The organism is Streptomyces sp. NPDC127092 (assembly GCF_042722475.1).
In the GTDB taxonomy this organism is placed as follows: Bacteria; Actinomycetota; Actinomycetes; order Streptomycetales; family Streptomycetaceae; genus Streptomyces.
The window spans coordinates 78,074-91,168 of record NZ_JBHXFE010000029.1; the positions used below are offsets into that span (position 1 = coordinate 78,074).

General features: G+C 70.5%; 13 protein-coding genes, 1 tRNA gene and 2 pseudogenes. 9 read left to right on the forward strand and 7 right to left on the reverse strand.

Going from position 1 to position 13,095, the window contains the following annotated elements:
- Positions 1-51: 51 nt before the first annotated feature.
- Positions 52-165: pseudogene (locus tag ACFWJO_RS23640) on the forward strand (DnaB-like helicase C-terminal domain-containing protein); the annotation flags it as partial.
- Between the two features lie 82 nt (positions 166-247).
- Here ACFWJO_RS23640 and ACFWJO_RS23645 read toward each other — a convergent pair.
- Positions 248-433: pseudogene (locus ACFWJO_RS23645) on the reverse strand (DnaB-like helicase C-terminal domain-containing protein); the annotation flags it as partial.
- A gap of 209 nt (positions 434-642) precedes the next feature.
- Here ACFWJO_RS23645 and ACFWJO_RS23650 point away from each other — a divergent pair.
- On the forward strand, positions 643-1,224 hold the full coding sequence (locus ACFWJO_RS23650) for a hypothetical protein (protein WP_386868033.1): 582 nt from the start codon (positions 643-645) through the stop codon (positions 1,222-1,224).
- A 24-nt stretch (positions 1,225-1,248) separates the two neighbouring features.
- Here the strand turns inward: ACFWJO_RS23650 and ACFWJO_RS23655 are convergent, their stop codons facing one another.
- Positions 1,249-1,746, reverse strand: coding sequence for a hypothetical protein (locus tag ACFWJO_RS23655; RefSeq protein ID WP_386868034.1), 498 nt, complete (start codon positions 1,744-1,746; stop codon positions 1,249-1,251).
- Between the two features lie 406 nt (positions 1,747-2,152).
- On the opposite strand from ACFWJO_RS23655, the gene ACFWJO_RS23660 reads away from it, so the two are divergent.
- A complete protein-coding gene (locus tag ACFWJO_RS23660) occupies positions 2,153-2,932 on the forward strand; it encodes a tetratricopeptide repeat protein (protein WP_386868036.1) in 780 nt (259 codons plus the stop codon).
- Between the two features lie 254 nt (positions 2,933-3,186).
- Here the strand turns inward: ACFWJO_RS23660 and ACFWJO_RS23665 are convergent, their stop codons facing one another.
- Positions 3,187-3,864: a helix-turn-helix transcriptional regulator gene (locus ACFWJO_RS23665; RefSeq protein ID WP_386868097.1), complete on the reverse strand. Its 678-nt coding sequence runs from the start codon at positions 3,862-3,864 to the stop codon at positions 3,187-3,189.
- Positions 3,865-3,947: 83 nt separating this feature from the next.
- Here ACFWJO_RS23665 and ACFWJO_RS23670 point away from each other — a divergent pair, with 83 nt between their 5' ends.
- Positions 3,948-4,382: a hypothetical protein gene (locus ACFWJO_RS23670; RefSeq protein ID WP_386868037.1), complete on the forward strand. Its 435-nt coding sequence runs from the start codon at positions 3,948-3,950 to the stop codon at positions 4,380-4,382.
- A gap of 1,023 nt (positions 4,383-5,405) precedes the next feature.
- On the opposite strand, the gene ACFWJO_RS23675 is transcribed toward ACFWJO_RS23670, so the two are convergent.
- Entirely contained in the window at positions 5,406-5,927 is a 522-nt protein-coding gene (locus ACFWJO_RS23675; protein WP_386868038.1) for an ATP-binding cassette domain-containing protein, read from the reverse strand.
- Positions 5,928-6,015: 88 nt separating this feature from the next.
- Between ACFWJO_RS23675 and ACFWJO_RS23680 the strand changes: the two genes are divergently transcribed.
- Entirely contained in the window at positions 6,016-6,321 is a 306-nt protein-coding gene (locus tag ACFWJO_RS23680; protein WP_386868039.1) for a hypothetical protein, read from the forward strand.
- A 56-nt stretch (positions 6,322-6,377) separates the two neighbouring features.
- Here the strand turns inward: ACFWJO_RS23680 and ACFWJO_RS23685 are convergent, their stop codons facing one another.
- Together ACFWJO_RS23685 and ACFWJO_RS23690 are read right to left on the reverse strand one after the other, a co-directional pair.
- On the reverse strand, positions 6,378-6,980 hold the full coding sequence (locus ACFWJO_RS23685; RefSeq protein ID WP_386868040.1) for a class F sortase: 603 nt from the start codon (positions 6,978-6,980) through the stop codon (positions 6,378-6,380).
- A 6-nt stretch (positions 6,981-6,986) separates the two neighbouring features.
- Positions 6,987-7,673, reverse strand: coding sequence for a DUF4142 domain-containing protein (locus ACFWJO_RS23690; RefSeq protein WP_386868042.1), 687 nt, complete (start codon positions 7,671-7,673; stop codon positions 6,987-6,989).
- 351 nt (positions 7,674-8,024) lie between these two features.
- On the opposite strand from ACFWJO_RS23690, the gene ACFWJO_RS23695 reads away from it, so the two are divergent.
- The 3 genes from ACFWJO_RS23695 to ACFWJO_RS23705 all read left to right on the forward strand — a co-directional run bounded on the left by ACFWJO_RS23695 (position 8,025) and on the right by ACFWJO_RS23705 (position 9,818).
- A complete protein-coding gene (locus tag ACFWJO_RS23695; RefSeq protein WP_386868099.1) occupies positions 8,025-8,648 on the forward strand; it encodes a GNAT family N-acetyltransferase in 624 nt (207 codons plus the stop codon).
- 290 nt (positions 8,649-8,938) lie between these two features.
- A tRNA-Met gene (locus ACFWJO_RS23700) sits at positions 8,939-9,013 on the forward strand.
- A gap of 364 nt (positions 9,014-9,377) precedes the next feature.
- Positions 9,378-9,818 carry a hypothetical protein gene (locus ACFWJO_RS23705; protein ID WP_386868044.1) on the forward strand — a complete coding sequence of 147 codons (441 nt, stop codon included), beginning with the start codon at positions 9,378-9,380 and terminating at the stop codon, positions 9,816-9,818.
- A 496-nt stretch (positions 9,819-10,314) separates the two neighbouring features.
- On the opposite strand, the gene tap is transcribed toward ACFWJO_RS23705, so the two are convergent.
- Entirely contained in the window at positions 10,315-12,546 is a 2,232-nt protein-coding gene (gene tap / locus ACFWJO_RS23710; RefSeq protein WP_386868046.1) for a telomere-associated protein Tap, read from the reverse strand.
- A 171-nt stretch (positions 12,547-12,717) separates the two neighbouring features.
- Between tap and ACFWJO_RS23715 the strand changes: the two genes are divergently transcribed.
- A complete protein-coding gene (locus ACFWJO_RS23715; protein WP_386868048.1) occupies positions 12,718-12,906 on the forward strand; it encodes a hypothetical protein in 189 nt (62 codons plus the stop codon).
- Positions 12,907-13,095: the final 189 nt, after the last annotated feature.

Below are 13,095 nucleotides of genomic sequence, written 5' to 3' on the forward strand. Positions count from 1 at the left end.
GTGCTTGGCGACGATGATGTCGGCTTCGCCTGCTCGGGGTGATTCCCTGTCGTAGGCCGCGGAGCCGAACAGCGCACCGACAAGAGGCCGATGCTCAGAGACCTCCGTGACTCAGGGGCCCTGGAGGACAACGCCGACCTCGTCGTACTCCTTCACCGCGAGGAGGTTGGCCTGGAGACGGCGACGACGGGGGTCTGCAGTTCGATGGCCAGCAGTTTGGCCGCGCGAGATCTTGGAGGGCGGTCCGCAGTAAGTCCAGGGCGAGGGTGGAGGTGCCCATGACGGGTCGGGCTGCGATGACGGCCAAGTGGCCGGGCCGCAGTCCGCTGGTGAGCGCGTCGAGGTCGGTGAAGCCTGTGGGGACTCCTGTGAGGGCAGCTGTGCTGTGCGCTGCCTCGAGCCCGTCCAGTGCTCCTTCCAGGATGTCACCGATCGAGTGAGGGCGGGCGAGACCTCCGAGTTCGCCTTTCGCCGTGAGCGCCGGTACTGCACCATCCTGGCCGGCCGGGTGGTCGACGTCCTGCCCGACCGCACCTCGGAGACCTTCGCCGCCTGGCTGACCTCCCGCCCCGGAGCAGAGACCATCTGCCCGGTTTACGCCCGCGCCTGCACGAAGCGATCAAGGAAGCCGCGCCGGATGCCATGGAAGAGGCGGACCGCTGGCATCTGCTCCAGAACCTCTCGGACGCGGTCGAGAAGACCTGCCATCAGCACCGGCCGTGCTTGAAGAAGCACGCGGAACGGAGAAACGACCGCCCGATCCAGATGCCGCTGGTGGACGCACTCCCGCGCACGCGGATCGTGCAGCGCGTTCTCCAGCACCACGCCGAGGTCACGCGCATGGTCTCGGTCGGCCACCCGCTCAGTGACATCGCACGCCGCCTTGGTCTCGACCGCAAGACGGTCCGCCGCGACCGCGACACCGGCCTCGACCACCTCCTCGACAGCGCCCGCGACCGCCGCCCTGAGAAGCTGGACGCCTTCTGGCCCTTCCTCCGGCAGCAGTACGTGGCCGGCATCCCCAACGGCCGCACGCTGTTCCGGCAGATCCGCGAACGCGGATTCCGCGGCGGCTATTCGACACTCACGCTCTACCTGCGAACCCTGAAAGCTGGCACGGCCCCGGCCGCGCCAGCGGAATCCCGAGCCCGCGCCGGATCACTCCTGGATCATGCGCAACCGCGAGCGCCTCAGCGCCGAGGAGGTCGATCACCTCGACCTTGAGTCGGCTCGCCCAGCGGCCAACAGTCAGTGCTGGCCGCGGATCTGCCGAGCGAGCCCCGCGAAGAACTCCTGAAGACTGGCTGCAGCGAGGTCGAACTGATCGAACCACGAGGCAGTGGTCGACTTCCAGACCCGGCCAGAGCCTGCCAGTGCGAACAGGTGGCCGCCGCCGTCGCTGGCGAAGACCAGAGCAGGCTCTTCCCCGTCGATCCGGACGGCCCCGTACTCGCGGAAGTGGTCCGCGACCAGCGAGGCCGGGTGAACGAAGTAGCCGTTCTCGACATCGGGCAAGGAGACCTCGTCGATCACCCAGTACATCGTGGTCAGGTCCGAGGGAATCGGCGTCAGCTCCACGAGCGCGCCGGTGGCCTGATGGCTCTCCTCCGTAGCGAGCACGACTGCGTTCCTGCCCGGCTCGAAGCCGTACCGTGCATGGAACGACTGCATCAGCTTCGCGAGCGCCGCACTCGCCTGCCCGCACCAGCCGCGAAGCCACTCAGCATCAAGACGTTCGTCAGCCACGGTCACTCCTTGGTGCCTCCGGTGGAGAATCGCCCCGCGCGAGTCTCAAGGAACCTACAGGAGCGTTCACGAGATCCGGTCAGAGCCGGATTCAGGGAGCCCTACCAGCCTTCGTGGCCCTGGCCCTAGGTCGTGCCGCCCGCCATGCGGCGTCGGAGCGCTTGGATTCTCGCGTGGCCGTCGATGTGGCGGTTCGCCGAGATGTCGGGCTTCGGTAGCCGCCGGCTTGGGCGGCGCCGGGATGCTACGTCGGCCAGCGCCGGGTCCGGAAAGCGAGCGGCAGCCCCGGCGTACGCGCGCCCTGGGGACGCACGTACGCTCGCCGCTCGTGATGTTCGATCGAAGATTGTGGAAGCTGTCCTTGTGGCGAACGTGGCCGAGGGGCTGGGCAGCACCGTGGCACATCGTGGCGGCGCAGGAGGCGGATGCGCTACTGGCGGCGGGCCGCTACGAGGAGGCCGAGGAGAAGGGTCGGGCCCTCGCGGCAGTCCGTGGCCGGGGTTCAGAGCGGCGCTTGCTGGCGGCACGGTGGGGCGTCTCCGTGGCCACGGAGGCGGCGATAGCCCTCGGACGTGGCGTGGAGGTCCTCGAGGAGCTGGAAGCGCTGATCCAGGAGACGAAGGGATTGGTGGGCTGGCCCCGTCAGATTCTCCTCGCGGCGCGTCGGAGCCGGGTGACCGTTCTCGTCCAGCAGGGACGGCTCGACGAAGCCGAGGACGAAGCACGCTCCGTGCTGCGTGAGGTGGCCCGCCTTCGGCACCTCGTCCGGGTGGACGCGATCGAGTCGGGGGCCCTGATCGGTCTCGCCGTCGCCCTGTGTGAGCGGGGCCGTTACGAGGAGGCCGAGGCGGTGGCCCGGGGAAACCTGGCGCGGATGGCCACTGGCTGGGCGCCTCCCCTGCACACCGCGCTCGTACACGCCCTGTGTGGGCAACAGCGGTATGCGGAGGCCCTTGAAGAGGCCGGGCGGGCCGGCCGCGATGCGGACCCGGCACGCGCCGAGGCGGGCGAACTGGGGATGGCCATAGCCACGGCACTGCACGGGCTCGGCCGCCACCAGGAGGCGGAGCAGGAAGCACGACGTGCTGTCCAGGATTGCGCGGAGCAGCTGCATCCGACGCATCCGCGCCAGAACAGGGCGTGCTCCCTCCTCGCCAGGATCAGTGGTCAGCCGCTGGCCCCATGAGTTCGGCGGCCGTGCCCGGCTGCCGCATTGTCCGACCAGGGAGCCTCCGGGACAGCCGTCGGTCGATGGCGTACGCCTTCTCTCCTAACTCATCTCTCCCACCATGAACGCGGCGTCGGCCGGGCCTTTGATGCAGGGGCCGCGCCAGATGACGCGGTGCTCCTGGGTGCTCGGATACCACTGGCGGACCTTGTGCATCCGCAGCTCCACCGGTGGCAGCACGGTGATCGGCGATGCCGCGGACTGCGCACCCGTCAGGCGGCCGGCTGGAGTCGGACGCAGCATCGTCCGGGAGCGGGGGCCAGGCAGGCCTCGATCCCGGTCTCGCCGGCGCCCTTCAGTACGCCGCGGAGGAGGTGGAGGTTCATGCCGCATACCGTCTGCCTGTGCTCCTGGGCCAGGGCGTGGAAGGGGCAGTTGGACAGGACGACGGCGTCGTCCTCGCGGTGCGGCTCGAAGCCGTACCGCTCGAGCAGGTCGAAGACATCCGTCCGGTGCTGCTCGCCCAGTTGCGCGCCGTACTCCTCAGCCTTGCGGTGCAGGACCTGCCGCACCGGCTCACCGGTCGCGTCCGACTCCTCCACGGCTTGGGCGAGGAGCCGCCCGGCCAGTTCGTAGCGGCGGTCCGGGAGATTGAAGGTGACCTGCTTCCCCGAGCGCCGGTACAGCTTCGCCGGCCTGCCCGCGCCCGGCCCGGAGCGGCCGCTGCGGCGTTCGTAGACGACGTCGAGCAGCGACTCGTCGGCCAGCCGGTCCAGGTGGAACGCCGCGGTCTTGCGGGCCAGCCCCAGTGCGGCGGCGGCCTCGTCCCGGCTCACCGGGCCCGACTGGCGCACCACGTGGTCGTACAGCCTCCTGCGGGTCGGCTCGTCGAGGGCGGCGATGGCGGAGACGTCGGGGTCGCGTACTTCCTTCGGGGTGTCCACGAACACCAGTGTAAAACCCACAGCCATTGACTAAAGAACGAGACGGAGCTTCTATAGGAAGTGAAACTTGCCGATAGAAGGAGTGGGTCATGACCTCCGTCACCACAGACACCAGCTCCGCCGCAACTCACAGGCGCAGAACCTTCGCCGACCCCGGCTACCAGGCGTTCCTGATCCTCCGTGCCGGTTTCACGGTGGCGCCGATCCTGTTCGGGCTGGACAAGTTCGCCAACCTGCTCGTGGACTGGCCGACCTACCTCGCGCCGTGGATCGACGACATCGTCCCCGGCAGCGCCCAGGCGGCCATGTACGCGGTCGGCGCGATCGAGATCGTGGCCGGCCTCGCCGTGGCACTGGCCCCCCGCTTCGGCGGCTGGCTCGTGGCCGGCTGGCTCGCCGGCATCATCGTGAACCTGCTGACCGTCCCGGGCTACTACGACATCGCGCTCCGCGACTTCGGGCTGCTCCTCGGCGCCGTCGCGCTCGCACGGCTCGCTCAGCGCTACCACGTCGACCGGGGATGACGAGGACGGGCCGGTCGCGCGCGAACCGGGAGCCATTACTGAGGCCACCTGCCGTCCCGCCGCAGTTGCCATGAGGTGGTCTTGCGCTGCTGCTCGCGCCTGGCTGCGGCGTGGCCGATGGTGCCCACGGGGTGCCTCGAGGGGTCGGTTCACGCCCGGGGAGCAACTTGGCATGGCCCGTCGCCGGGTGGTGAAACTCAGGTCACCGGTTCCGGGCCGGGGCCTGGCGAGGGAAGTGGTCCCGGTTGCGGAGACGGTTCCGGACGCGGACCGGGCGCGGGCGGATCCGGCTCAGGCCGGGGCGGCGCCGGGGGAACAGGGTCGGGCCCACCTGGCCCTGGCACCGGCCCTGGCAGGGGACCCGGCCCAGGCCCAGGCCCAGGCCCAGGCGCCGGTGTGGGGTTGGGCGGGACTGGATCGTTCGGAGGCGTGCTCATGCCCGGCGCGTACCCCCTCGACGACACGCCAGTCGTCCGCTGCTCTGCAAGCCGCTGGTAGTCCAGGAGGGGCGAGCCCGCCCCTGCGGCGGCGTGCGACCGCGGCCGAAGTTCGCCGGCCCGTGGTCCCGTATCGCCGGCCCGAGGTCGCGCTGGCGGCCTCGACCGCACGTAGTGCACCTGTCCGGGGTGATACCTCGGTATGACCCGGCAGTTGGCTCCGTAGTGCGACGACGGCGAGGGCGTACGGGCGACACGGTTCGGGGCGTCAGCCCAGCGAGGGTGAGGAGCCCCCGATGCCCCCGATCATCCACACGGCCCGCACCGACCTGCGGAGTGCTGCCCGCGTCTTCCTGGCGCTGCCCGCCGGTGTGGCCGCCGCCGTCCTCACTCTCGTCGGCCGCCCCGCCTCCGCCGCCCGGCTGCGGACCCGGCTGTCCGGCCGCACCGGCTGGACGGGCGGCCGGACCCTGTCCCGTACCGCTCTCGGCCTCCCGCTGGACCTGACGGCCTTCGCGCTGATCGGCTACGCGCTGTTCAACTCGATCCGCAACTTCGGTTATCCGCCCTGGTACTTCGACACGGACTACCACAACGCCTGGGGCGGCCCCACCATGGCCGGCGTCTGGACGGTCCATGCCCTCGGCTGGCTCGTCTGCCTGGCCGTCCTGCTCCACTGGCCGGTCCGCTGGCTGGCCAAGGGCCAGCGCGCCCTGGACCGCCGCCTCACTCCCGCCGGCCTCGTGCCGCAAACGCCGCCGACGCGCACGGTGCCCGCGTCCACGTCGTAGAACCGTGCGAGCAGCTGCACCAGGGGGCTCTTGCCCGCACCCGACGGGCTGACGACGGCCAGCCGCTGCCCGTCGGGAACGGACAGGGACAGGCCGTCGAACTCCGTGTGGTCGTCGTGGCGGAAGGCTACAGACTCCAACTCCAGGCTGTGGCCGAACTGCTCGACCGGGCCGCAGGCCTGTGGGAGCGGCTCGGTGCGCAGTACGGCGTCGAGCCGGGCCAGTTCGCCGCGTGCGGCGCGCAACTTGCCGCCGAGGTCGGCCAGGGACAGCAACGGGTCAGCGAAGCGGGCAGCCAGCACGAGGACCGTCAGCACCTCCGGGCTCCGACGTCTCCGCCGACCGCTTGGTACGCCCCCAGGACGAGCACCGCGGTGAAGGCCGCCTGCACCGTCAGGAGTGGGCTTGCTGCACGAGGCAGGCTTCCCCCTTCCCAGAACGCTGGACGTCCTCTACTCGCTGACCAGCCTCGTCGTCGGACCCGCCGCCGCCCAGGCCGGCGAGGTCGGCGAAGCCGGCAGCATGGCCGTGCTGGACCCCGACACCTACCCCTTGCTCGCCGGCGCCGCCCGCGAGCTGGGCGAGAACGCGGCCCAGGCACGCTTCGACTTCGCCGTCCACGCGCTGCTGTCGGGATTCGAAAGGGAACTTGCTCTGACTCCGACGCTGACCACGGTGACGGCCACGACCACGGCCACGACCACGGCCTGAAAGCGCCGCCCGCCCAGGTCCGTCACCGCCCTCAGCCGGGCAGCCCCTGCGGCCGGTCAGGTGGCTGAGACGGGAGTGGCGTAGAGGACGAGGTTCTCGGCGTACTGACCGGTGTCGGAGTCGTAGTCGCCGGAACAGGTGAGCAGGGCGAGGCGGGGCGTTCCGTTCGCGGAGAAGAGGTCGGCGGGAAGCTCGCTACGGAGGTACGTGCGGCGCGCCGTGATCCGGTACGGGTGGATTCGGCCGTCGGCTCCCTTCACCTCGACGCGGGTTCCGAGGTCGAGGTCATGGAGTTCCGCGAAGGCGCCGAGTCCGGCCTCGGTATCGACGTGTCCGGCGAGCAGGACGGTGCCTCGGACCGATCCGGGGGCGGCGCCCAAGGGCCACCAGCCCACGCGGTTGCCGTCCCGGGGCAGGGCGAGGTCTCCCTCACGGGTGGCGGCCACCGCACTGACAGCGGCGTGCAGCCCGTGCGGCCCGTCGGCGGCGACGGCCACCGGCGGTGAGTACGCGAGCGGCCGCGCGGGAACCGAGGCGGCGGGCAGCTGCCCCTCGTTCCCTGAAGGTCCGGAGACATCGAGGAGTACCGACCCCGCCGCCATCAGCACCGTGCCGGCGCCGAACGCGGTCAAGGCGCCGGCACGGTGTGCTCGCAGCATGTCAGGTCAGCTCCTGCCGGTGGCCCGGCGGCGCGCCCGTACGGTCCACCATCCGCCGCCGGCCGCGAGAAGGAGCCCGCCGGCGACAGCCGCCGTACCGATCGCTTCACGGTTGGCGGTGGCGGCTGCGAGGTGCCCGCCGCTGCCCGCGTGAACGGTCTTGGGGGTCTTCGCGGCGTGGCAGGTACCGCCGCGCACCATGTCCAGGTGCATGGCGACGACCGGGCGGGCGGACTGGGCCGCCGCGTAGACCTCGCTGTTCTTCCCGGCCTCGAGCTCCTGGTCGATCAGAGCGAGGGTCTTGTTGTGCGCGGCCTCCTGAGCGGCCAGCCAGGCCGCGTCGTACCCGGGCGTACCGGCCTTGGCCTGGACCGCCTTCAGCTCCTCTTCGTCCTCCGGCGCCGGCCGTGCCGGCAGGGACACGCCGAGCTTCTTCGCCAGCGCGGTCACATCCGCGTCCAGCTTTCCGTGATCGCGAACGAGCACTGCGCCGACGGCCTTCACACACGCGGTGGTCGCATGCTGTCGTGCGTCTTGCCCGGCGGCGATCTCCGCAAGGTTGCCCTGGTGCGCCGCTTTCATGAACTTCCGGTCCCGGTCACCGACCTCAGCGGCGACGGCCTGCGGCGCGCAGACGAAGGCCGTGGCCGCAGCCGCTATGAGCGCGGTGGACGATATGACGCTGATCCTCATGGGAATGACTTCCTTCCGCCCGCAGACGCATCCGCCGGGCACGGCAAGCGGGCGCCCCTATAGCTCCCGCACACCATGTCTCCCGTCACAACACACTCCCGTTTCACTCTGCGTATATATTTCACTGCAAAGAGTGACGGCCGAACGCGCTGGTCCGTGACTTCGCCTGGCAACGAGGGCATCCAGAGGATGGGCATGGCGATCCAGGCGATCCAGAGGATGGGTAAGGCGGGCGTCGGCAGGCCCAGGACGGCAGCCGGGGCCGGCACGTCTGCCGGCGCGCCGAGTAAACCCGTTGCGGGTTCACCTCCTCGGATGTCTGATTGGGCGGTCATCGACCTGGGAGGGAACATGGAGGCGTCTCTGCCTGCCCCCTCGTTGCACACCGCTCGTCTTCGACTGCGTGCCTTCGAAGACGCGGATGCGAACGACCTTTTCGTGCTGCAGAGCAGCGCCCACATCCTGCGTTACTGGGACTCGCCACCCTGGACCGAACGCTCGCGCGCCGAGGAGTTCATCGCTGCTTGCCGGCGGATGGAACAGGAGGGCACCGGGGTGAGGTTGGCCGTGGATCGTGTCTCCGACGGGGCGTTCATCGGCTGGTGCACGCTCAGCAGATGGAATCCGGACTTCCACAGCGCGTCGCTCGGCTACTGCTATGACGATGCAGCGTGGGGCCAGGGCTACGCGACCGAGGCCGCGCGCGCTCTGCTGGGATGGGCGTTCGAGACGCTGGACCTGAACCGCGTCCAAGCGGAGGCCGATACGCGCAACGTGGCTTCTGCCCGCGTGCTGGAGAAACTCGGCTTCGTCCGTGAGGGGACGTTGCGGGAGGACTGCGTCGTCAACGGCGACGTGTCGGACTCGTGGGTCTACGGGCTGCTCAGGCGGGAATGGCAGTCGTCGTCCGAGGTGGTTCCCACCCGCCCGAGTTCCGTCTCACCGCAGGCGGTGTCGACCAACCCCACTACCTGATCACCGCGCCGCACTCGCGACTCGCAGGCAACGGCGAGCCGGGCGAACAGTCACACACACGTGGCCGGCACGGGGCTTCTGGCAGGGCAGCGCCCCTGGCCCGCGCCGACGGCAAGGGATCGGCTCTGCTGGGGCGCGGCGCCGCGCCCGTGAGTCTTGACGGCGGGTGACCGTAGCACTGGGCCGGCGCGCCATCGCCGACGCTGACGATGTGACGATCTGGTCGCCGGCGGCCGCCGTGGAAAATCCTCTGCGGCCGGGGCCGATATTGCGTACGGTGGAGGCACCGACGCGGGGTGGAGCAGCTCGGTAGCTCGCTGGGCTCATAACCCAGAGGTCGCGTGGTTCGAATCCCGCCCCCGCTACGAAGACCCGGTCTCTGGCCGGCCAAAGACGGCCGGCCAGAGACCGGGCCCATGAGCAGGAGTCGTACGAGCCGGCCCGGCCCAGGCTCGGCATGGTCCGGTCTCCCTCCGACCGTGCGACGCTGATCACTTTCCCGGCGGCGTGGTGATGTCGGCGGACAAGGATGGCGTCGAGCGCGCGGAGATCGCCTGCTCAGCGGTGTGGGACTACGTCCACCGGCGCCGGCAGGAGATCGCCGAGGTCGCCGGGGCGGCACCCGCAGCACTGCGACGTCGTCGGCGGCATGCCTAGACCAGGGCAACGCAGCAGCGAGGCCACCGATAATCTCCCGGGCGTCGACACATCCCGTGGGAGACTGGGGGCATGGCGCCCCTCGACGATCAAGAACTGAGCACCGCGATTCAGGATGCCGACTCGTCGGCATACTCTGTCCGCGGGGCTGCTGGGCGGCGGCTCGCGGGTTCGGACAAGATCGAGGAAGTGGCGGACGTCATCCACCGTCTTCTCCTGGACGCCCAGGACACCTGGGTCATCCAGGAAACGGCCGAGGCATTGCTCGAACGCAAAGACACCATCGGCCTGCGCTATGTCCTGCTGGCCTACAGCCAGGCGGGCAACGACGACGCGGTGGACCATCTCAGTGCTGCCCTGGACTGCGACCCCGAATGGATGACGACCGAAGGCGCGGACCGGCTGATCGAGCAGTACCGAGAGCTGGCAACGGACCCCGACGCCGGCGTCCGCAGCGAAGCGCAAGAGGTCCTGGCACAGCTGCGGCGGCGCGAGGAATGGGCGCGCGACTGAGAGGTCGGCTCTTGATTCTCGGTTGATCAGGGTCGGCTGGGCGCCACGCGAAACCGCAACCCGGCGCCGCCTCAAGCCGGAACACCGACTCTCCGCATGGTCACATGGGCCACCTGAACCCGGATAAGTGAGGCCAGTTCGGGCCGTTATGGCTACGGCTGTGTGGCCGGCGGTCAGCGGCGTTCGTAGGACGTGGAGGGTTGAGTCCAGGACCCCTACAACTCGTCGCAGGCGCCGATGAGCCGGCCCTTGTGCGCATTGTGGTCCGTGCGGTCCGTGCGGTCCGCCTGCCGGATGGGGCGTCGGTCAGCTGCGTAGTCATGTCTGCTTCCCCGTGCGTGTCGCCGTGAACAGCCCGCAGACCTTCCTCGCGTTCCTCGGCGGCGATCGCCATAGGGAGCCGGTTCGCCACGAGCGTCGAAACCCAAGTCGGCTGTCCCGCGTGAACGCGCGCCACAACGCCTGGTCGAGCTCCGAGCCGACCCGCGGCCATCGATCACTCCCCCTTGGCACCGCCCGTCTTGATGTAGCGGGCGAGGTTGGTTGCCTTGCCAGGGGTACCGAGCCTTTCTGAGAGCTCCGCGCCCCACAGCATGCTCCGGGTGCCCTCGTGTACGACCATGCCCGGTGACACTCCGAGACGGAAGCTGCCGGACACGGTCCTGCCCTCGTCGTCGTAGGGCAGCACGTCGAGCGGCGAGGGGCCGTCGGCTGCGTACACCACGCGGTCGGACAGGATCGCGGCCGGGTACTGGCCGGTGGCCGCGGCCAGATGGAGCATCTTGCGGTGCATGTTGATGCGGACGCGGGAGATGACCGTGGCGTGGATGTCGGGGCGCCAGGTCGGGCGGGCAAGAGCCGGCCAAGGTCGGCCCGGGCGCCAGCCGTCTGCGCGTGCTTCCTCGCGGAGACGGGCGATGCCACCCTCCGCCGTCATCTTGACGGCGTCCAGGACGATCGCGAGCTCCGGATCGCGCTGCCTGTAGCCGTCCATGGCCCGAAGGAACTCCTGAGGTGACAGGTTCTCGCCGACGCCGAGGTCGGCCAGGGTGTGGACGTACGCGTCGCGCAGGCGCTTGTACCAGCCGTCGAGGAACCTGCCGTGGTCCCGGCGCAGCCAGGCTTCGAGCGGGGTGACGTCGTAGCCGAGCTCTCTCGCGTACGCGATCGTGGGTGTCGCGTACCAGGCGGGTCCGGTGGGACGCTCGCCGGTCGGGGTGAACGGGCTGGGCAGGAGTTCGCCCTCGAGCCGGCGCCATTGCCTGCCGACCAGGACATGGCAGAGGTCGACGTGGGAGAGGTCGACCAGCCAAGAGCCGGGCACTGCCGGGTCGAAGGCCGGGTTGATGGCGTGCTCCGGTGGCGTCGCAAGGCCGACGGCGGCGCTGTTCGCGGCAGCGGCGGAGGCGAGGTTGACCTCGATGCCGACCAGGTAGCGCTTCATGCCTTCGCCGGCGGTGAGTTCCCGGGCCCAGTCGTAGGGTTCTTCGAAAAGCCTCTCCTGCGGGCCGCGGACGTGGGAGCCGGGCAGGGTCGCCAGGACGGGGTGCCCGTCGGTCGCCTCGCACGGGGCGGGGTCCATCGGTTCCGTGCCGAGCGAGCCGCGCCGGTGCTCGCGATGCCGCTTGCCGGCCGCGTCCGGCGCGCTCGCCTTCGTCGGCGGATTGAGAGCCGTCATCAGCTCCAGACCCGTGACGGCGGGAGCGCCGGCCGGTGTCATCACCCGGGCGGCGTACACGCCGAGCACCCGGGCGAGCTCTGCCGGCGGCAACTGGGCGGCATGACCCCAGGCCCGGTCGTCGAGGGCGTGCCAGGAGGGTACGCACAACTGCACACACTGCCGCGTCCGCCCCCGAGCGGGGCGGTAGATCCGTGCCCATGGGCCGAGGCCCCGCCTGGTGAGCCGCCATCCGTCCAGGTCCAGCTGCTCGATCACCTCGTGGCCGTCCTCGAGCCTTCCGGCAAGCCGCTCCTCGCGCGACAGCGCCACCGGCAGGCCGTACCGCTCGCACGCGGCCGGGGTCAGGACGAGCAGCGGATCGGCGTCCCTCCCCCAGCGGTGCAGCTTCTCTGCGCCGAACCTCGCCGTCGCCAGCGTCCATTCCACAAGTGCGGCCAGCGACTTCGCCGGGGCGTCGTGGACCAGGCCGTCGACGCCGTACGCGGACACCAGGTCGCCGGGGCCGGCGTCGACCACGGCGAGCGGGCCGCGCGCAAATCGCCCGCCGGCCGCGGAGGTGGAGGTGGAGGTGGAGGTGCGTCGCCGTGTGCTTCCTGCGGCCCGACGGGGGGCGACTGGCGCGCGCTGTGGTGTCGGGACCAGGGCGGAACGCGCCTCAAGCGGTGCCGCGGCGGCGAGGGACTGCCAATCAACCGATGCGGGCACGACGTGCGGGGAAGCAGGAGGGAACGCCGGGTTCTGCGGCGCCGAGGACGAGTCGCGCTCCGCAGCCGCCTCCTCGCGCCGGGCACGCCACCAGTCGATCCCCCGCGGTGCGACGCCGGCCTTCCTCGCCCGGGCCTCCAGCAGCTGGATGAGGTATCTGAACGCGGCATCGTCGTCGCTCTGCGGGACATTCGTGCCCGAGAACCAGGAACTGAGCTTGCTCCGGCCGAGCTTCACCGGCGGCGTCAACCTGCCGGCCTGCGACGCGATCGCGCCGTACGACAGGCCCGAAGCATCACGCAGCGCCCGCAACTCCGCAGCAAGCCGGTATCGCGCCGACATCTCCCCCACAGACCTTCCCCGTTCAGTCTGAACCCCTCGCTGAACACTATCTGCACCCGCTGTGGCCTGGCACGACGAGCTGTTCAGGTGTTCAGAGCCGTCGCTGAACACCCCCGCTCTGCCGTGCAGTTGCCCTCTCAGCGCAACAGGGACGACACCAGGAAGCAGCAGATGACGAAGTCCACGAAGCAGGGATACGAGCCGCAGCCGCAGCCTCAGCCTCAGCCGCAGCCGCAGAGGTCCGAGCGGCGGATCGTCCGGGTGGCGAAGAAGCTGGGCAGGTGGGCAGTACAGGGAGCCGCCGCCGGCGCCGCCCGGGAGGTGATCCAGTACGTCCTGGACCTGTGGACCCAGATGTGACCGGCCCACGCCGGTGCGGCACGGCATGCATGGACCGGCACGACATGCCTGGGCCACACGGCCCGCGCGGCACCGGATCGGGGGGGGGGGAAAGGGGGGGGGGGGGGGGGGGGGACGACGCGTAGGTGCGCCCATACGAAGTGCCCCCCCCCCCCCCGCCGCCGCCCTCCGCCGCCGCCGGCACCGCCG

Excerpts from the sequence above, each read along its gene's own strand:
- ACFWJO_RS23670 (WP_386868037.1), top strand. The coding sequence starts at position 3,948 with ATGACCTCCGTCACCACAGACACCAGCTCCGCCGCAACTCACAGGCGC.
- ACFWJO_RS23715 (WP_386868048.1), top strand. The coding sequence starts at position 12,718 with ATGACGAAGTCCACGAAGCAGGGATACGAGCCGCAGCCGCAGCCTCAG.
- ACFWJO_RS23650 (WP_386868033.1), top strand. The coding sequence starts at position 643 with ATGGAAGAGGCGGACCGCTGGCATCTGCTCCAGAACCTCTCGGACGCG.
- tap (WP_386868046.1), bottom strand. The coding sequence starts at position 12,546 with ATGTCGGCGCGATACCGGCTTGCTGCGGAGTTGCGGGCGCTGCGTGAT.
- ACFWJO_RS23705 (WP_386868044.1), top strand. The coding sequence starts at position 9,378 with ATGGCGCCCCTCGACGATCAAGAACTGAGCACCGCGATTCAGGATGCC.
- ACFWJO_RS23695 (WP_386868099.1), top strand. The coding sequence starts at position 8,025 with ATGGAGGCGTCTCTGCCTGCCCCCTCGTTGCACACCGCTCGTCTTCGA.
- ACFWJO_RS23690 (WP_386868042.1), bottom strand. The coding sequence starts at position 7,673 with ATGAGGATCAGCGTCATATCGTCCACCGCGCTCATAGCGGCTGCGGCC.
- ACFWJO_RS23685 (WP_386868040.1), bottom strand. The coding sequence starts at position 6,980 with ATGCTGCGAGCACACCGTGCCGGCGCCTTGACCGCGTTCGGCGCCGGC.